General features: G+C 68.6%; 15 protein-coding genes. 10 read left to right on the top strand and 5 right to left on the bottom strand.

The window, feature by feature from the left end; genetic code table 11:
• Positions 1-5 precede the first annotated feature (5 nt).
• Positions 6-1,190: a pyridoxal phosphate-dependent aminotransferase gene (locus RM1_RS11550; protein ID WP_072751547.1), complete on the bottom strand. Its 1,185-nt coding sequence runs from the start codon at positions 1,188-1,190 to the stop codon at positions 6-8.
• Positions 1,191-1,304: 114 nt separating this feature from the next.
• Between RM1_RS11550 and RM1_RS11545 the strand changes: the two genes are divergently transcribed.
• From RM1_RS11545 to RM1_RS11535, 3 genes are all read left to right on the top strand, one after another.
• Positions 1,305-2,216, top strand: a complete 912-nt coding sequence (locus RM1_RS11545; protein ID WP_072751485.1) for an ABC transporter ATP-binding protein — start codon at positions 1,305-1,307, stop codon at positions 2,214-2,216.
• Entirely contained in the window at positions 2,213-3,796 is a 1,584-nt protein-coding gene (locus RM1_RS11540; RefSeq protein ID WP_072751484.1) for an ABC transporter permease, read from the top strand. Before RM1_RS11545 ends, RM1_RS11540 begins: the two co-directional genes overlap by 4 nt.
• A gap of 82 nt (positions 3,797-3,878) precedes the next feature.
• Positions 3,879-4,481 (top strand): carboxymuconolactone decarboxylase family protein, encoded by a 603-nt coding sequence (locus RM1_RS11535; RefSeq protein WP_072751483.1) that lies wholly within the window; start codon positions 3,879-3,881, stop codon positions 4,479-4,481.
• Here the strand turns inward: RM1_RS11535 and RM1_RS11530 are convergent.
• On the bottom strand, positions 4,453-5,376 hold the full coding sequence (locus RM1_RS11530) for a sigma-70 family RNA polymerase sigma factor (RefSeq protein ID WP_072751482.1): 924 nt from the start codon (positions 5,374-5,376) through the stop codon (positions 4,453-4,455). The genes RM1_RS11535 and RM1_RS11530 overlap by 29 nt on opposite strands.
• Before the next feature lie 119 nt (positions 5,377-5,495).
• Between RM1_RS11530 and RM1_RS11525 the strand changes: the two genes are divergently transcribed.
• From RM1_RS11525 to RM1_RS11495, 7 genes are all read left to right on the top strand, one after another.
• The gene (locus tag RM1_RS11525; RefSeq protein WP_072751481.1) at positions 5,496-6,596 is read left to right on the top strand and encodes an ABC transporter substrate-binding protein; all 1,101 of its coding nucleotides are present in this window, start codon (positions 5,496-5,498) and stop codon (positions 6,594-6,596) included.
• Positions 6,593-7,426, top strand: a complete 834-nt coding sequence (locus RM1_RS11520; protein WP_072751480.1) for an ABC transporter ATP-binding protein — start codon at positions 6,593-6,595, stop codon at positions 7,424-7,426. The genes RM1_RS11525 and RM1_RS11520 overlap by 4 nt, the downstream gene beginning before the upstream one ends.
• Positions 7,419-8,291, top strand: coding sequence for an ABC transporter permease (locus tag RM1_RS11515; RefSeq protein WP_072751479.1), 873 nt, complete (start codon positions 7,419-7,421; stop codon positions 8,289-8,291). Before RM1_RS11520 ends, RM1_RS11515 begins: the two co-directional genes overlap by 8 nt.
• 13 nt (positions 8,292-8,304) lie before the next feature.
• The gene (locus RM1_RS11510; protein WP_072751478.1) at positions 8,305-9,651 is read left to right on the top strand and encodes an LLM class flavin-dependent oxidoreductase; all 1,347 of its coding nucleotides are present in this window, start codon (positions 8,305-8,307) and stop codon (positions 9,649-9,651) included.
• A gap of 44 nt (positions 9,652-9,695) precedes the next feature.
• On the top strand, positions 9,696-10,685 hold the full coding sequence (locus RM1_RS11505; protein WP_072751477.1) for an LLM class F420-dependent oxidoreductase: 990 nt from the start codon (positions 9,696-9,698) through the stop codon (positions 10,683-10,685).
• Between the two features lie 21 nt (positions 10,686-10,706).
• Positions 10,707-11,276, top strand: a complete 570-nt coding sequence (locus RM1_RS11500) for a GNAT family N-acetyltransferase (RefSeq protein ID WP_072751476.1) — start codon at positions 10,707-10,709, stop codon at positions 11,274-11,276.
• A 238-nt stretch (positions 11,277-11,514) separates the two neighbouring features.
• Positions 11,515-11,637 carry a hypothetical protein gene (locus RM1_RS11495; protein WP_425528690.1) on the top strand — a complete coding sequence of 41 codons (123 nt, stop codon included), beginning with the start codon at positions 11,515-11,517 and terminating at the stop codon, positions 11,635-11,637.
• A gap of 443 nt (positions 11,638-12,080) precedes the next feature.
• On the opposite strand, the gene RM1_RS11490 is transcribed toward RM1_RS11495, so the two are convergent.
• The 3 genes from RM1_RS11490 to RM1_RS27035 all read right to left on the bottom strand — a co-directional run bounded on the left by RM1_RS11490 (position 12,081) and on the right by RM1_RS27035 (position 15,075).
• On the bottom strand, positions 12,081-12,728 hold the full coding sequence (locus RM1_RS11490) for a DUF3239 domain-containing protein (protein ID WP_072751475.1): 648 nt from the start codon (positions 12,726-12,728) through the stop codon (positions 12,081-12,083).
• A gap of 27 nt (positions 12,729-12,755) precedes the next feature.
• Positions 12,756-14,414, bottom strand: a complete 1,659-nt coding sequence (locus RM1_RS11485) for a DNA repair helicase XPB (RefSeq protein WP_027500977.1) — start codon at positions 14,412-14,414, stop codon at positions 12,756-12,758.
• 535 nt (positions 14,415-14,949) lie between these two features.
• Positions 14,950-15,075 carry a hypothetical protein gene (locus RM1_RS27035; protein WP_281252137.1) on the bottom strand — a complete coding sequence of 42 codons (126 nt, stop codon included), beginning with the start codon at positions 15,073-15,075 and terminating at the stop codon, positions 14,950-14,952.
• Between the last annotated feature and the right edge of the window lie 82 nt (positions 15,076-15,157).

Raw genomic sequence — 15,157 nt, 5'->3', positions numbered from 1 at the left:
GTGCCTCACCACCGCCGCGCCAGCCGCAGCAGGCGCTCGGCGGCCTCGGCGAGCACCTCGTCGCGCTTGCAGAATGCGAAGCGGACCACGTGGTTCCACGGCGTCTTGTGGTCCGCGAAGACGCTCACCGGGACCGCGGCAACCCCGATCCGTTCCGGCAGCGCGCGGCAGAACGCCTCGCCGTCGGTGGTGCCGAACGGGGTGATGTCCGCACACACGAAGTAGGTGCCCCCGCTCGCGTGCACCCCGAACCCCGCCTCGCGCAACGCCCCGCTGAGCACATCGCGCTTGCGCTGCAGGTCCTCTCGCAGCCCCGTCACCCAGCTCTGCTCGTGGGTCAGCGCATGCGCGACAGCGGGCTGGAACGGGCCGCCTGCGACGAAGGTCAGGAACTGCTTGGCCGAGCGGACCGCATCCACGAGTTCGGCTGGTCCGCACACCCAGCCCGTCTTCCATCCGGTCACGCTGAAGGTCTTGCCCGCGCTGGACACGGTGACCGTCCGGCCCGCCATCCCTGGCAGCGCTGCCAGGGGGGTGTGGGTGCGCCCGTCGAAGACCAGGTGCTCGTACACCTCGTCGCTGAGCACCAGCAGGTCGCGCGAGGTGGCGAGCTCGGCGACGGCCCGCAGTTCCGCGTCGGTGAACACCGTGCCGGTCGGGTTGTGCGGGGTGTTGAGCACCAGCATCCGGGTGTTCGGGCCGACCGCCGCGCGCAGCGCGTCGAGATCGAGGGCGAAGCCGTCGCCGTCCGGGACCAGCGACACGGACCGGCGCACGCCACCGGCGAGCGCGACCGCCGCGGCATACGAGTCGTAGTACGGCTCGATGAGCACCACCTCCTGGCCCGGTTCGACCAGGCCGAGCAGGGTCGCGCTGATCGCCTCGGTGGCGCCCACCGTCACCAGCACCTCGGTGTCCGGGTCGTACTCCAGCCCGTACCGGGCGGCGCGGTCCGCGGCGATGGCCTCGCGCAGTACCGGCATCCCCGGCCCCGGCGGATACTGGTTGAGGCCGTCGGCGATCGCGGACCTGGCGACCTCGAGCATCGCGGTCGGACCGTCCGTGTCGGGAAAGCCCTGGCCCAGGTTGATCGCGCCCGTCCGCACGGCGAGCGCCGTCATCTCCGCGAAGATGGTCGAGCTGAACGGTTGCAGTCGCGAGACCGTCTGCGAATGGCGTGCTGCGGGCATCGTCACAGCTTATTCGCCGTCCGGGCGGGTTCCGACCGCGTGGTCGACGAACGACCGGCGCCGCGAGTCGGGAAACCGCAGCACGGCGTGGCCGGACCGTTCTACCGTCGATGCATGAGCGCCGCGATCGAGATCTCGAACCTGGTCAAGACCTTCGGCCGGACGCGGGCCCTCGACGGCCTCGAGCTCCAGGTGCGAACAGGGGAGGTGCACGGCTTCCTCGGCCCCAACGGGTCGGGGAAGTCCACCACCATCCGGGTGCTACTCGGTCTGCTCCGCGCCGACAGCGGTGACGTGCGACTGCTCGGCGGCGATCCCTGGCGCGGGGCGGCCGGACTCCACAAGCGTCTCGCCTATGTTCCCGGGGACGTGAACCTGTGGCCGAACCTCTCCGGCGGCGAGGTGATCGACCTGCTCGGACGGTTGCGGGGCGGCCTCGACGAGCGGCGCAGGGCCGAGCTGCTCGAGCGGTTCGACCTGGACCCGACCAAGAAGGGCCGGACCTACTCCAAGGGCAACCGGCAGAAGGTGGCGCTCGTCGCGGCCCTGTCCTCCGACGTGGAACTGCTGATCCTCGACGAGCCCACCTCCGGGTTGGACCCGCTGATGGAGGCGGTGTTCCAGGAGTGCATCGCCGAGGTGACGGAGCAGGGGCGCACGGTGCTGCTGTCGAGCCACATCCTCGCCCAGGTGGAGGCCCTGTGCGACCGGCTCACGATCATCCGGCTGGGAAAGTCGATCGAGACCGGCAGCATGGCCGACCTGCGGCACCTCACCCGTACCTCCATCGCCTGCGAGACCAGGAGCCCGGCGACCGGCCTGACCGAGCTGGCCGGGGTGCACGACCTGGTGGTGGAGGGGACCAGGGCCCGGTTCCAGGTGGACACCGGCGAATTGGACGAGGCGATCACGCATCTCACCCGTTTCGGCATCCGCACCCTCACCAGCCAGCCGCCGACCCTGGAGGAGCTGTTCCTGCGGCACTACGGCGACGAACTCGCGGCGGCCGGGGTGGAGGAATCGTGACCACGCTGACCGGCACCGCGACCCTGACCCGGTTCGGCTTCCGGCGCGAGAGGTTCGCGCTGGTCCTGTGGGCCCTCGCGGGCGTCTTCGTGTACTACTCGCAGGCCGTCGGGGTCGACATCGCGTATCCGACCCAGCCGGAGCTCGACGCGGTTGCCGCCAGCATGGAGGGCAACGCGGCCATGATCGCCATGGCGGGACCGCCGCGCGCCCTCGACACGATCGGTGGCCAGGTGGCCTTCCAGGCCAGCGCCTTCGGGATGATCGTCGCGGGCCTTATGAGCATGTTCGTGGTCGGACGGCACACCCGAGCCAACGAGGAAACCGGCCGAGACGAACTGATCCGGTCCTCCGTCGTCGGCCGCCACGCCCCCTTCGCCGCGGCGGCGATCGTCGCGACGGCCGCGAACGTGCTCTACGGCGCGGTGGTCGCGCTGAGCCTGATCGCCTACGGCCTGGCCGCGGCGGGATCGCTGGCCCTCGGAGTCGGCGCCACCTGCGCGGGCCTGGTGTTCACGGCGATCGCGCTGTTGGCCGCGCAGATCACCGAGAACACGAGGACGGTGTACGGCATCACCGGGGCCGCGATCGGCGTCGCATACGTGCTCCGCGCGGTCGGCGACGTCGGCAGCGGCGCGCTGTCGTGGCTCTCCCCGCTCGGCTGGGGCCAGGCGATGCGGCCGTACGACGGCGAGGTCTGGTGGCCCGCGCTGCTGTCGCTTGTCGTCGCCGTGGCCGTCGGCCTCGGCGCGCTCCGCGTGCTGGACCATCGTGACGTCGGCGCAGGCGTGGTCCCGCCGCGGCCGGGCCCGGCTCGGGCTCCGCGGGGATTGCTCGGCGAGTTCGGGCTGGCCTGGCGGCTGCAGCGGGGCACGCTGGTCGGCTGGTCGATCGGGTTGTTCCTCGGCGGTCTGGCATTCGGGACGATCGGCAACGACGTCGGCGACCTGCTCGGCGACGTCGACATCGGCGAGTTGCTGGGGCAGGAGGGCGCGAGCATGGTCGACGCGTTCTACGCGATGGCCGCCGCGATGCTGGCCATGATCGGGTCCGCGTACGCGATCTCCTCCGCACTCCGGCCGCGTTCGGAGGAGGCGGCCGGGCATCTCGAGCCGCTGCTCTCCACCGCGCTGACCCGGATCCGCTGGATCGCTGGCCACGCCGTGATCACGCTGGCCGGTTCGGCCCTGGTGCTGGCGTTCGCCGGTCTCGGCATGGGGCTGATGTACGGGATCATCGCCGACGACATGGCGCAGGTGCCCCGGATGGTCGGCGCGACCCTCGTCTACCTACCGGCGGTCTGGGTCCTCGGCGGGCTCACCCTGCTCCTGTTCGGCCTGCTGCCGCGGCTCGCCTCCGTGGCCTGGATCGCCTTGGCCTTCTGCTTCTTCGTGCTGATGTTCGGGACGACACTCAAGTTCCCGGACCGGCTGATGAGCGTCTCGCCGTTCGAGAACCTGCCGCTGGTTCCCGCGGTGGACTTCCGGGTGGCACCTCTGCTGGTCACCACCGTGGTCGCGGGCGCGCTGTGCCTGCTGGGGACGGCGGCCTTCCGGAGGCGCGACCTACAGATGAACTGACGGCTGTCACGTTTTCCCGGGCTGTCTCGTCCAAGGGATAGGCGGCACGAACGGCCGCCGAAACGCGAAACAGGAGGGCGTCATGACTCGAATCCAGCCGGTGGCTCCGAAGGATGCCGGACTGCTGATCAAGGTGGCCTACAAGTTCGCCAGCCGCAGGTTCGGCGCGGTGCCCGAGCCCTTCACCGTGCTGGCGAACCATCGCAAGCTCTTCGTGGCCTGCGCCCGGCACGAGATGGCGGCGGAGAAGGCCTCGAAGGTGCTGCCCGCGAACGTCCGAGAGCTGGCGGTGTTCCGCGTCGCGTGGACCGTCGGATGCTCCTGGTGCGTGGACTTCGGCACCATGCTGCAGCGCCTCGACGGCCTCGACATCGAGCGGCTCCAGAAGATCGGCGACTACGAAAACTCCCCGCTCTACAGCGAGGACGAGCGCGCGGCGATCGCCTACGCCGATGCGGTGACGGCGACTCCCGGCACCGTGACCGACGAGCAGGTGGCGGACCTGGAACGCCGGTTCGGCAAGGACGGGGTCGTCGAACTGACCTATCAGATCGGGCTCGAGAACATGCGGGCCCGGATGTACTCTGCGCTCGGGATCACCGAGCAGGGGTTCAACTCGGGAGATGCGTGCCGGGTGCCGTGGGCCGATCAGGCGGTCACGGGGCAGGCCGGTCCTGGAGCCTGATGCCCGCGAACTTCTCCGGGTTCGCGATGTCATAGGCGGCGCTCACCTTGCCGTCTCGGACCGTGAAGCCGCCGACGCGCGACGGGAAGCCCGGGTGTGTCTCGTCCCCGGGCGACCCGTGCGTGAAGAAACCGAGCTGGCCGTTCACCATGGCCGGTTCGATCGCCAGGAAAGCCTGCGCCCCATAGCGATTGATCAGGCCGAGGAAGAAGCGGGCGAACTTCTCGGACCCGTGGATGACATTGACGGCCGTGCGGGTGGTGCCGTTGGCGTCGCCGATCACCAGGGCGTCCGGGTGCAGCGCGTCCAACACGGCCTGGAGGTCGCCGGTCGCCATCGCGGCCATCAGCCGGCCCACCGCCTCCGCGTGCTCGTCGTCCGGGGTCGGCTTCTCGGCGCCCGCCACCGCGCGCCGTCCGCGCGACGCCAGTTGCCGGGTCGCGGCGGTCGAGGTGCCGAGAATCCCCGCGATCTCGTCGAACGGGACGCCGAACCCGTCGTGCAGCACGAACGCGGTGCGCTGATCCGGTCCGAGGGTGTCGAGTACGACCATCGCAGCCAACCGCGCGTCCTCCTCGCGCACAACGGCTTCCAGTGGGTCGATCGACCCCGAGGACTCCAGGGGCATCACGATCGGCTCCGGAAGCCACTGCCCGACATAGCTTTCGCGCCGGACGGCGGCGCTGCGAAGGTGGTCGAGACAGATCCGTCCGACCACGGTGGTCAACCAGGCGCGCAGGTCGCGGACGGAATCGGTGTCGGTCTCGCTCAGCCGGAGCCAGGCCTCCTGCACGGCGTCCTCGGCGTCGGACACGCTGCCGGTCATCCGGTAGCCGACCGACAACAGGTGACGGCGGTGGGATTCGAAGGTCTCGGCGAGTGCGACGGTGCCCATGGCATCGATTCTACGAAGTGGTTCGACTTAAAACCCCGGTGAACCGAACTGTTCCCGATGGTCGCGGCGTCCGTCATCTTTGACGAACCATCCAGTCGCCCAACCCGAGGACTCAGACCATGGCATCACCGACGCCCAAGAGACGATCAACGCAGCGACCCCTGCGCGCACTCGCGGCCCTTGCCGCGCTCCTGACGATCGGTTCACTGGTCGGCGCCTGCTCGGGGTCGTCCGAGGCCGAGCAGACCGCGGACGGCAAGGCCGTGCTGCGCTACCAGGGTGCGGCCGGACAGGTCACCTTCCCGGAGTTGGCGGCGGACCTCGGCTACTTCGAGAGCATCGAGCCGAAATGGGTGGGTGACACCACCAGCGGTCCACAGGACATCCAGTCCGTGGCCACCGGGCAGACCGACTTCGGGATGGCATTCAACGGCGCGGTCGTCAAGCTTCGCGCCGCGGGTTCCCCGATCACCTCGGTGGTGAGCTCGTACGGCGCCGACCAGGGTGACTTCACCGGGTACTTCGTGCTCGACGGCGCGCCGATCGCAGGCGCGCGGGACCTGATCGGCAAGAAGGTCGGCATGAACACCCTTGGCGCCCACCATGAATTCGTGGTGCGCGAATGGCTGGCCCAGCAGGGACTCTCGCCCGACGAGATCAAGCAGGTCGAGTTGATCGTGGTTCCCCCGATCAACACCGAGCAGGCGCTGAGGGAAGGTCAGATCGACGTCGCCGCGCTCAAGGGCGTCTTCCGGGAGACTGCCGTCGGCCGCGGCGGCCTGCGCCCGCTCTTCACGGATTCGGCCATCTTCGGCGACTTCAGTTACGGCACCTACGTTCTGCGTGACGACTTCATCGCCAAGAACCCCGAGGCGACAAAGGATTTCGTACAGGGCACCGCGCGGGCGGTCCGATGGACCCAGACCACGCCGCGGGACGAGGTCGTGGCCAGGTTCAGGGAGATCATCGGTAAGCGCGGTCGCAACGAGAACACGCAGCTCACGGACTACTGGCGCAGCCCCGGCATCCCGGTCGCGGGTGCGGTCATCGCCGACCGCGAGTTGCAGACCTGGGTCGATTGGCTGGTCAGGAACGGCGAGCTGAAGCCGGGTGAGTTGAAGGCGGCCGACCTGTTCACGAACGAGTACAACCCGTATGCGAACGGCGCCTACGCCGCCACCAGCGGCGCCGACGGGCAAGCGTTGGGGGCAGCGAAATGACCGCCGAACCCAAACTCCGGCTGGACCGGGTCAGCAAGCACTTCGGTATCCGCGGGTCCGACGCCCGGTTCACGGCGATCGAGGACATCAGCATCGACGTCGCGGCCGGTGAGTTCCTGGTCCTTGTGGGTCCGAGCGGCTGCGGCAAGTCCACGCTGCTGGATCTTCTCGGTGGCCTGACCACACCGTCGTCCGGGCGGATCCTGCTCGAAGGTCAACCGATCACCGGTCCCGGCCTCGACCGCGGGATCGTCTTTCAGCAGTACGCGCTGCTGCCGTGGCGGACGGCGCTGCACAACATCGAGTTCGGTTTGGAGGCAAAGGGTCTGCCGAAGCGGCAACGACGGGAGATCGCCGGCCATTATCTCGAACTGGTCGGGTTGCACGGGTTCGGCGACCGGTACCCGCACGAACTGTCGGGCGGGATGAAGCAGCGGGTCGCGATCGCGCGGAGCCTGGCCTTCGACCCCGAGGTGCTGCTGATGGACGAGCCGTTCGCGGCGCTCGACGCCCAGACCAGGGAATCGCTGCAGGACGAGTTGCTGCGGATCTGGCGCGCCACCGGCAAGACCATCCTGTTCATCACGCACGGCATCGACGAGGCCGTGTACCTCGGCCAGCGGGTGGCCGTGCTCACCTCGCGACCGGGTCGCGTGAAGACGGTGGTCGACATCGACATCGACCGCAGCGCAGAGGATGTCCGCTCCGGCCCGCGATTCCGGGAGTTCCGGCATCACATCTGGAGCCAATTGCAGGGCGAGGTGGCGCGTGCTCAACACCAGGAGCTCGAGGCGCCTGGTGCCGTGAAGAAGGAGGCGGCTCATGTCTAGTGTCGAACTGCTCGTGCCGCCGGTCGCCGCCGGTCGGGTGCCGCGCTCCGCGCCGGCGGCGCCGCCGCGCCAGGGCACTCTCGCCCGCGGCGGCCGGGCGGCTCGCGCCGCGGCCTGGCGGATACTCAAGCCATCGCTGGCGATCGGCCTGTTCCTGCTGCTGTGGGAGCTCGCCCCCAGGCTGGGCCTTGTCGACAAGGTGTTCCTGCCGCCGTTCTCCGTGGTGGCCGGCGCCTTCGGTGACCTGGCCGCCAGCGGCGAGCTGTGGAACCACGCCTCCGCGAGCCTGAGCAGGGCGCTGACCGGGTTCGCGATCGCCATCGCGATCGCCATCCCGCTCGGTGTCGCCATTGCGTGGTACCGGCCGGTGGCCGAGTTCGTGAACCCGATCCTCGAGCTGCTCCGCAACACGGCGGCGCTGGCGTTGCTCCCGGTCTTCGTCCTCGTGCTCGGCATCGGCGAGACCTCGAAGGTCGCCCTTGTGATCTACGCGAGCACCTTCCCGATCCTGTTGAACACCATTTCGGGAGTCCGAACGGTGGACCCGCTACTGGTCAAATCCGCACTGTCGCTCGGCCTCACGCCGATCCGGCTGTTCCAGAAGGTGATCCTGCCCGCGGCCGTCCCGACCGTCTTCACCGGCATCCGGATGGCGGCCGCGTCCTCGATCCTCGTCCTGATCGCCGCGGAGATGGTCGGCGCGAAGGCAGGACTGGGCTATCTGATCACCGCCTCTCAGTACAACTTCCAGATCCCGAAGATGTACGCCGGGATCATCGCGATCTCGCTTCTCGGCCTCGTCTTCAACGGGATCCTCGTCCTCGCCGAGCGCCGCCTGTCCCGCTGGCGTGTCGGTCCGATCTAAGGAGTTCATCGCAATGTCTCAGCGGTCCAAGCAGTTTCATCTCAACGCCTTCCTCATGGGCGTCGGCCATCACGAGGCGGCCTGGCGTCATCCACGTACCAACGCCGACGACGTGCGATCGGTCGGGCATTTCGCCGAGCTCGGCCGGATCGCCGAACGCGGCAAGCTCGATTCGGTGTTCTTCGCTGACGGGCTCGCGGTCGGCCCGCGCATCAAGCACAACGCGTTGGCCACCTTCGAGCCGGTCACCCTGCTCACCGCGATCGCGGGCGCCACCGAGCACATCGGGTTGATCGCGACGTCCTCGACCACGTACAGCGATCCGTTCACCACCGCCCGCAAGTTCGCCTCGCTCGACCACATCAGCGGCGGCAGGGCCGGTTGGAACATCGTCACGAGCGCGGGCGAGGACGAGGCAGCGAACTTCGGTCTCGACGCCATCCCCGACCACCTCGGCAGGTATCAGCGGGCCGAGGAGTTCGTCGATGCCGCGGTCGCGCTCTGGGACAGCTGGGAGGACGATGCCGTCGTACTCGACCCGGACACGGGCGTGTTCGCCGACCCGGACAAGGTGCACGCGATCGACCACGCCGGCGCGCACTTCCGGATCCGTGGCCCGCTGAACTCACCGCGCTCGCCGCAGGGCCGTCCCCTGCTGGTGCAGGCGGGGTCGTCCGAGAGCGGGAAGGACTTCGCGGCGCGTTACGCCGAGGCCGTGTTCACCGCGCAACGCACGCTCGCCCAGGGTCAGGAGTTCTACCGGGACCTCAAGGCGCGGGTGACCGCGCACGGCAGGCACGCGGACGAGCTGAAGGTGCTGCCGGGGATCGTGCCCTTCATCGCGCCGACCGAGTCGGAGGCGCGGGAGCTGGAGCGGGAGTTCACGGAGCTGATCTCGCCGGACTACGCGCTTCGGCAGCTGTCGGCCATACTCGGCGTCGACCTGACCGCGCACTCGCTCGATGCGCCGCTGCCGCCGCTGCCGTCCGTGCACGAGATCCAGGGCAACAAGAGCCGCTACGAACTGGTCAAGGAACTGGCCGAGTCCGACGCACTGACGGTGCGCGAGCTGATCGGCCTGCTCGGGGGCGGACGCGGGCATCGGACTTTCGCGGGCACCCCGGAGCAGATCGCGGACGAGCTCCAGCTGTGGTTCGAGCAGGGGGCGGCCGACGGCTTCAACATCATGCCGCCCTACCTGCCGGGGGGTCTGACCGATTTCGTCGACCAGGTCGTGCCGATCCTGCAACGCCGCGGGCTGTTCCGTGCGGAGTACACGGCGTCGACCCTGCGCGGGCACTACGGGTTGGCGCATCCGTCCAGCCAGTTCGCCGCGTCGCGGGCCAGGAACAGTGCATGAGCGAAGCCTGATGGGCGGGCCGGCTCCTCGGTAGGATCACCCCCATGCGTTTCGGGATGTTCGTACCGCAGGGCTGGCGTCTGGATCTGGTTGGCATCGACCCGGCCGAGCAGTGGGACGCGATGAAGTCGGTCACGCTGCGGGCCGAATCCGGACCGTGGGAGTCGGCCTGGGTGTACGACCATTTCCACACCGTGCCCGCGCCGACCGACCAGGCCACCCACGAGGCCTGGTCGCTCATGTCCGCGCTCGGTGCGGTGACCTCCACCATCCGCCTTGGGCAGATGTGCACCGCGATGAGCTACCGGAACCCCGCCTACCTGGCCAAGATCGCCGCCACCGCGGATCTGATCTCGGGTGGCCGCATCGAGATGGGCATCGGCGCGGGCTGGTACGAACACGAATGGCGGGCCTACGGCTACGGATTCCCGTCCGCCGGTGAGCGTCTGGCCCGTCTCGACGAGGGCGTGCAGATCCTGAGGCAGGCCTGGACCACCGGGTCCGCGACCCTGGACGGCGCGCACTATCGGGTCGACGGAGCGATCGTCCGCCCGCTGCCGCTGCAGGAGGGCGGGATCCCGCTGTGGATCGCGGGCGGCGGCGAGAAGGTGACCCTGAAGATCGCGGCGAAGTACGCCCAGTACACCAATTTCGACGGCACCCTCGAGGGCTTCCCCCAGAAGTCCGCCGTGCTCAAGGAGCACTGCGCGGCGGTCGGCACCGACTTCGATGCGATCGTGCGCTCGGCGAACTACAACGTCGCGATCGGTGCCACCGAGGCGGAGGTCGAGGACCGCCTGGCCGCGACCAAGGCCAGGATGGCGAGATTCGTCGGCGAGGACCTCGCGGAGGCCTCGATGGCGGCGTTCCGCGGGATGCCAGGGGTCGGGACGCCCGAGCAGATCATCGACAACCTGACCGCCCTGCGTGATCAGGGCCTGAGCTACGGGATCTGCTACTTCCCCGAGGCCGCGTACGACACCTCGGGGATCGAACTGTTCGAACGCGAGGTGATCCCCGCGCTGGCAGGGTAGGTACGCGAGGCAGGAGCTGGCATGTTCGTGGAATCGCTCAACGACGAGGGTCTGTGGCTGACGCCGCCTGGACCAGGCGACGTCGAGTCCATCGTCAGGTGCTGTCAGGACGAGGCGGTGGGGGAGTGGACCACGCTGCCGGTGCCGTACACCCACGACGACGCGCAACGGTTCGTCGAGCGGGTGGTGCCCGTCGGGTGGGCGGACCGCAGCCCCACCTGGGCGATGCGGCACACGCCCGCGGGCGCCGTGGTCGGGATGATCGGTCTCGCCTGCCGCGACGACTCGGCCGCGGACATCGGCTTCTGGTTGAACCAGGCGGTCCGTGGCCGCGGCCTGATGGCCAGGGCGGTGAACCTGGTGTGCGACTTCGGTTTCCGCCCGGACGGGATGGCGCTGGAACGGATCGAGTGGCGCGCCTATGTCGGCAACAAGCAGTCCGCGTCCGTGGCGCGGCGGGTGGGCTTCCGATTCGAGGGCACGCTGCGCGCGGGCGGTCTACAGCGCGGGCGCAGGCGCGACGAGTGGGTAGCGGGCCTGCTCTACGAGGATCCGCGGGCGCAGGCCGAGGGCTGGCCGGAGCTCGGCTAGCGCAGGTCCGCCGGGTCGACGGGGATCTGCTGGTTCTCGGCGCGCGGGACCTGCTCGGCCAGCGGGATCGACTCGCCAGCAGCTTCCACTCGGCGCCGCTGATCGAGTTGGTCCGCGAACTACAGCGCGCCGCTTTCGTTCTCGGTGCGGTATCGGAGGGGTGCGGTCAGAGGTGCCATACCCGCTGGCTCGCCGACGGTCCGCAGCCTGTCCGCCTCGGAGGTCGCCACCGGGATCGGTGTCTCCCGCGCCTTCCGCCCAGCGGTACGTGGCCGCGCTGGTCGCGAAGGGGCGGCTGCGCACGCAGTTGCGCTACGACGCGACCGGCCGACCCGAGCAGGAGTACACGCCGGTGACGTGATCAGGTTCGGGTGGCCTCGTCGACGGGTTATCCAATTCCGACCATAGAGGGAGGACTCCAGTCGCAATCAATCGAACCGGCATCGGGCGCGACTGCGCATTGCAGGTCGATCCAGCTCTCGAATACCTCGTTGAGGATCAGGCGACCGGGATCCTCCTCCAAGTTGTCGCCAGTGAGGGATCCGAAATACGGCGCAGATGTCTCGATTGAGCCGGCAGCGGCGGGTCCGGCGCCGACGACCGTCCCTCCCGCGAGCGCCGCTGTGACGGCCACTGCTGTCGCGAGTCGACGTCCGATTCCTGATGGCATGTGGATCCCTTCCGGATGGGTGCGAAGAAGTTCGGCGTCGATGATCGACAGAACTGCCAGGGCAGTGTCCCATGTGGGAATCGTCCGGGTCGTAAATCGCGAAATATACTGTTGTGTAAAACAATTCGAGCTATCTACAGGTCGATGGGGATCTGCTGGTTCTCGGCGCGCGGGACCTGCTCGGCCAGCGGGATCGACTTCGCCAGCAGTTTCCACTCCGCGCCGCTGATCGAGTCCGCCGCCCGCCGGATCACCTTCTGGTCCTTGGTGCCCCAGGCGATCGGCATCGGGCTGACCATCTGCCAGGTGTCCGCGGTGGACCTGGTGCTGCGGTCGGAGAGTACCGCGATCGAGGGCACCCGCTCGCCGACGTTGGTCAGCGAATGCCCCGGCAGCGCCCGGATGTTGCGGGTGACCAGGGCATAGTGCGGGCGATCGGCGGACGGTTTCGCGACGTCCACCAGCGCCAGCAGCGTGGCACCTCGGGGCCGGGCCACCGCAACCACGGCGGGCACCAGCGGGCCCTCGGCGTAGAGCTTCTCGACCGAACCGACCTTCTTCGGCGCCCAGAACGCCACCCAGAGCGACGTGACGGCCAGCAGCGCGACCACCGCGCCGACGATGTAGGACCACGGATGGGCCAGGTAGATCAGCCAGGCCGCGAGCCCGGCCAGCAACAGGGCGGTGACGATCGCCGAGACCCGGAGCCGCTTGACGTCGCCGACCGTCTCGTTGACGGAGTTGGCATGGGAGTGGTCGACGGGGAACTCGAAGTTGCGCACGGTCCCCTTTCTACCCGATGACTGGGCCTACCCGATGGTCGGACCGAGCAGGTCGTCAGCATCGGTGATCCGGTACGCATAGCCCTGTTCGGCGAGGAAGCGTTGGCGGTGCGCGGCGTACTCGGCGTCCAGCGTGTCGCGGGCGACGACCGAGTAGAAGTGCGCCTGGCCCCCGTCGTGCTTGGGGCGCAGCAGGCGGCCGAGCCGCTGCGCCTCCTCCTGCCGGGAACCGAAGGTCCCCGAGACCTGCACCGCGACGGACGCCTCCGGCAGGTCGATGGAGAAGTTCGCGACCTTGCTCACCACCAGCGTCTGGATCTCGCCGCGCCGGAACGCGTCGAACAGCGCCTCGCGTTCCTTGTTCTTCGTCGACCCCTGGATGACCGGCGCGTCCAACGCCTCGCCGAGCTCCTCGAGCTGGTCGAGGTAGGCGCCGATGACCAGGGTCGGCGAATCCGGGTGCCGGTCGAGGATCGACTTCACCACCGCGATCTTGGTGTGTGCCGTCGAGCACAGCTTGTAGCGCTCCTCCGGCTCCGCGGTGGCATAGGCCATCCGCTCGGCATCGGTCAGCGTGACCCGGACCTCGATGCAGTCCGCGGGCGCGATCCAGCCCTGCGCCTCGATGTCCTTCCACGGCGCGTCGTACCGCTTGGGACCGATCAGCGAGAACACGTCGCCCTCGCGCCCGTCCTCGCGGACCAGGGTCGCCGTCAGGCCGAGGCGGCGCCTCGACTGCAGGTCCGCCGTCATCCGGAAGACCGGCGCGGGCAGCAGGTGCACCTCGTCGTAGATCACCAGGCCCCAGTCGCGGGAGTCGAACAGCTCCAGGTGCTTGTACTCGCCCTTGGTGCGACGGGTGATCACCTGGTAGGTCGCGATGGTGACCGGCCGGATCTCCTTGCGCTCGCCCGAGTACTCGCCGATCTCCTCCTCGGTCAGCGAGGTCCTGGCGATCAGCTCCCGTTTCCACTGCCTGCCCGCGACGGTGTTGGTGACCAGGATCAGCGTCGTGGCCTTCGCCTTCGCCATCGCAGCCGCGCCGACCATCGTCTTGCCCGCGCCGCACGGCAGCACCACGACGCCCGAACCGCCGGCCCAGAACGAGTCGGCCGCCATCTCCTGGTAGTCCCGCAGCTCCCAGTGCCCCTCGTCGAAGGCGAGGTCGATCGGGTGCGCCTCGCCGTCCACGTACCCGGCGAGATCCTCGGCCGGCCAGCCGATCTTGAGCAGCATCTGCTTGAGGTGTCCGCGCTCGCTCGGGTGCACGACGACGGTGTCCTCGTCGACCATGGCGCCGAGCATCGGCGAGATCTTCTTGTGCCGCATCACCTCGGTGAGCACCGCTCGGTCCAGGCTGACCAGGGTCAGGCCGTGCGCGGGGTTCTTGACCAGCTGCAACCGGCCGTACCGTGCCATCGTGTCGACGATGTCGACCAGCAGCGGCTGCGGGACCGCGTACCGGGAGAAGGTGACCAGCGCGTCCACCACCTGTTCGGCGTCGTGGCCCGCCGCGCGCGCGTTCCACAACGCCAGCGGGGTCACCCGGTAGGTGTGCACGTGTTCGGGCGCGCGCTCGAGTTCGGCGAACGGGGCGATGGCCTGGCGGGCCTGGCCGGCGAGCTCGTGGTCGACCTCCAGGAGCAGGGTCTTGTCGGACTGGACGATCAAGGGTCCGTCGGTCACGTGCGCCTCCTACGTAGACAACCACTCCATTGTCCACACTTTCCTGTGGGGTGGTCGCCGCAGGCGCCGGCGGTCCCGGCTGATCCGTGTCCGTGGCCGAAAAAGGTGAAGGGATTCTCCCGCGATCCGGAGAATCCCTTCACTTTTAGTGCGTCACCGTTGTGTGGCTACACTTTTCTTCGTCTCCATTACGTGCACGAGCGCCTCGGAAATTCCGGAGCGGTATCCGGCGTCTCGCTCGGTGCGGACCTCCGTGGTGTCGAGTTCATTTTCCAGCCTGGCCTGAATTCGGTCCAGGGCGAGAAGTGTTCTTTTCACGGATGGTCCTTCTTGTTTTTTGCGGTTGGGCGGCATTCTGGAAGTTCGCACTGCCGTGCTCGTTCATCGAGCACGAACAGTCTGGCGGACCGCAGTGCGGCGTGATACCCACTGGACCGCGCGCTCGAGAACATCGCCGCCCCGGTCAGTTCGTCGATCCGGCTGTGCAGGGTGTCGAGGACAAGGGGGGTGGGTGGTGCGGTCGACTGGGTGCGCATCAGTGGCGTTTCCGTTTTCTGATGAGATCTCCGGAATCTGCGGCGCGATCCCTTTTTTCGGCACGTCGTTCCTTGAGGGACTGTGCCGGTTTCTTCAGGCTCTTGCCCGGTTTCTTGTCTGCCATTGTCGCTCCTGAATTCGAAGTGGCAATCACTGGGGCCGACCATACGTCATTTCCAGGAAAAAGCCAGTCGCGCAGGCGGGCG

The organism is Rhodococcus maanshanensis NBRC 100610 (assembly GCF_001894865.1).
GTDB classification, from domain to species: Bacteria; Actinomycetota; Actinomycetes; order Mycobacteriales; family Mycobacteriaceae; genus Rhodococcus_G; species Rhodococcus_G maanshanensis.
The sequence above is the reverse complement of the archived record's forward strand: the minus strand, read 5'-3'. Positions and strand labels throughout refer to the sequence as shown.

What these genes read in the sequence shown, in the direction of transcription:
- RM1_RS11550 (WP_072751547.1), bottom strand. Translation starts at nt 1,190, where the DNA reads ATGCCCGCAGCACGCCATTCGCAGACGGTCTCGCGACTGCAACCGTTC.
- RM1_RS11545 (WP_072751485.1), top strand. Translation starts at nt 1,305, where the DNA reads ATGAGCGCCGCGATCGAGATCTCGAACCTGGTCAAGACCTTCGGCCGG.
- RM1_RS11535 (WP_072751483.1), top strand. Translation starts at nt 3,879, where the DNA reads ATGACTCGAATCCAGCCGGTGGCTCCGAAGGATGCCGGACTGCTGATC.
- RM1_RS11530 (WP_072751482.1), bottom strand. Translation starts at nt 5,376, where the DNA reads ATGGGCACCGTCGCACTCGCCGAGACCTTCGAATCCCACCGCCGTCAC.
- RM1_RS11525 (WP_072751481.1), top strand. Translation starts at nt 5,496, where the DNA reads ATGGCATCACCGACGCCCAAGAGACGATCAACGCAGCGACCCCTGCGC.
- RM1_RS11520 (WP_072751480.1), top strand. Translation starts at nt 6,593, where the DNA reads ATGACCGCCGAACCCAAACTCCGGCTGGACCGGGTCAGCAAGCACTTC.
- RM1_RS11515 (WP_072751479.1), top strand. Translation starts at nt 7,419, where the DNA reads ATGTCTAGTGTCGAACTGCTCGTGCCGCCGGTCGCCGCCGGTCGGGTG.
- RM1_RS11510 (WP_072751478.1), top strand. Translation starts at nt 8,305, where the DNA reads ATGTCTCAGCGGTCCAAGCAGTTTCATCTCAACGCCTTCCTCATGGGC.
- RM1_RS11505 (WP_072751477.1), top strand. Translation starts at nt 9,696, where the DNA reads ATGCGTTTCGGGATGTTCGTACCGCAGGGCTGGCGTCTGGATCTGGTT.
- RM1_RS11500 (WP_072751476.1), top strand. Translation starts at nt 10,707, where the DNA reads ATGTTCGTGGAATCGCTCAACGACGAGGGTCTGTGGCTGACGCCGCCT.
- RM1_RS27035 (WP_281252137.1), bottom strand. Translation starts at nt 15,075, where the DNA reads ATGGCAGACAAGAAACCGGGCAAGAGCCTGAAGAAACCGGCACAGTCC.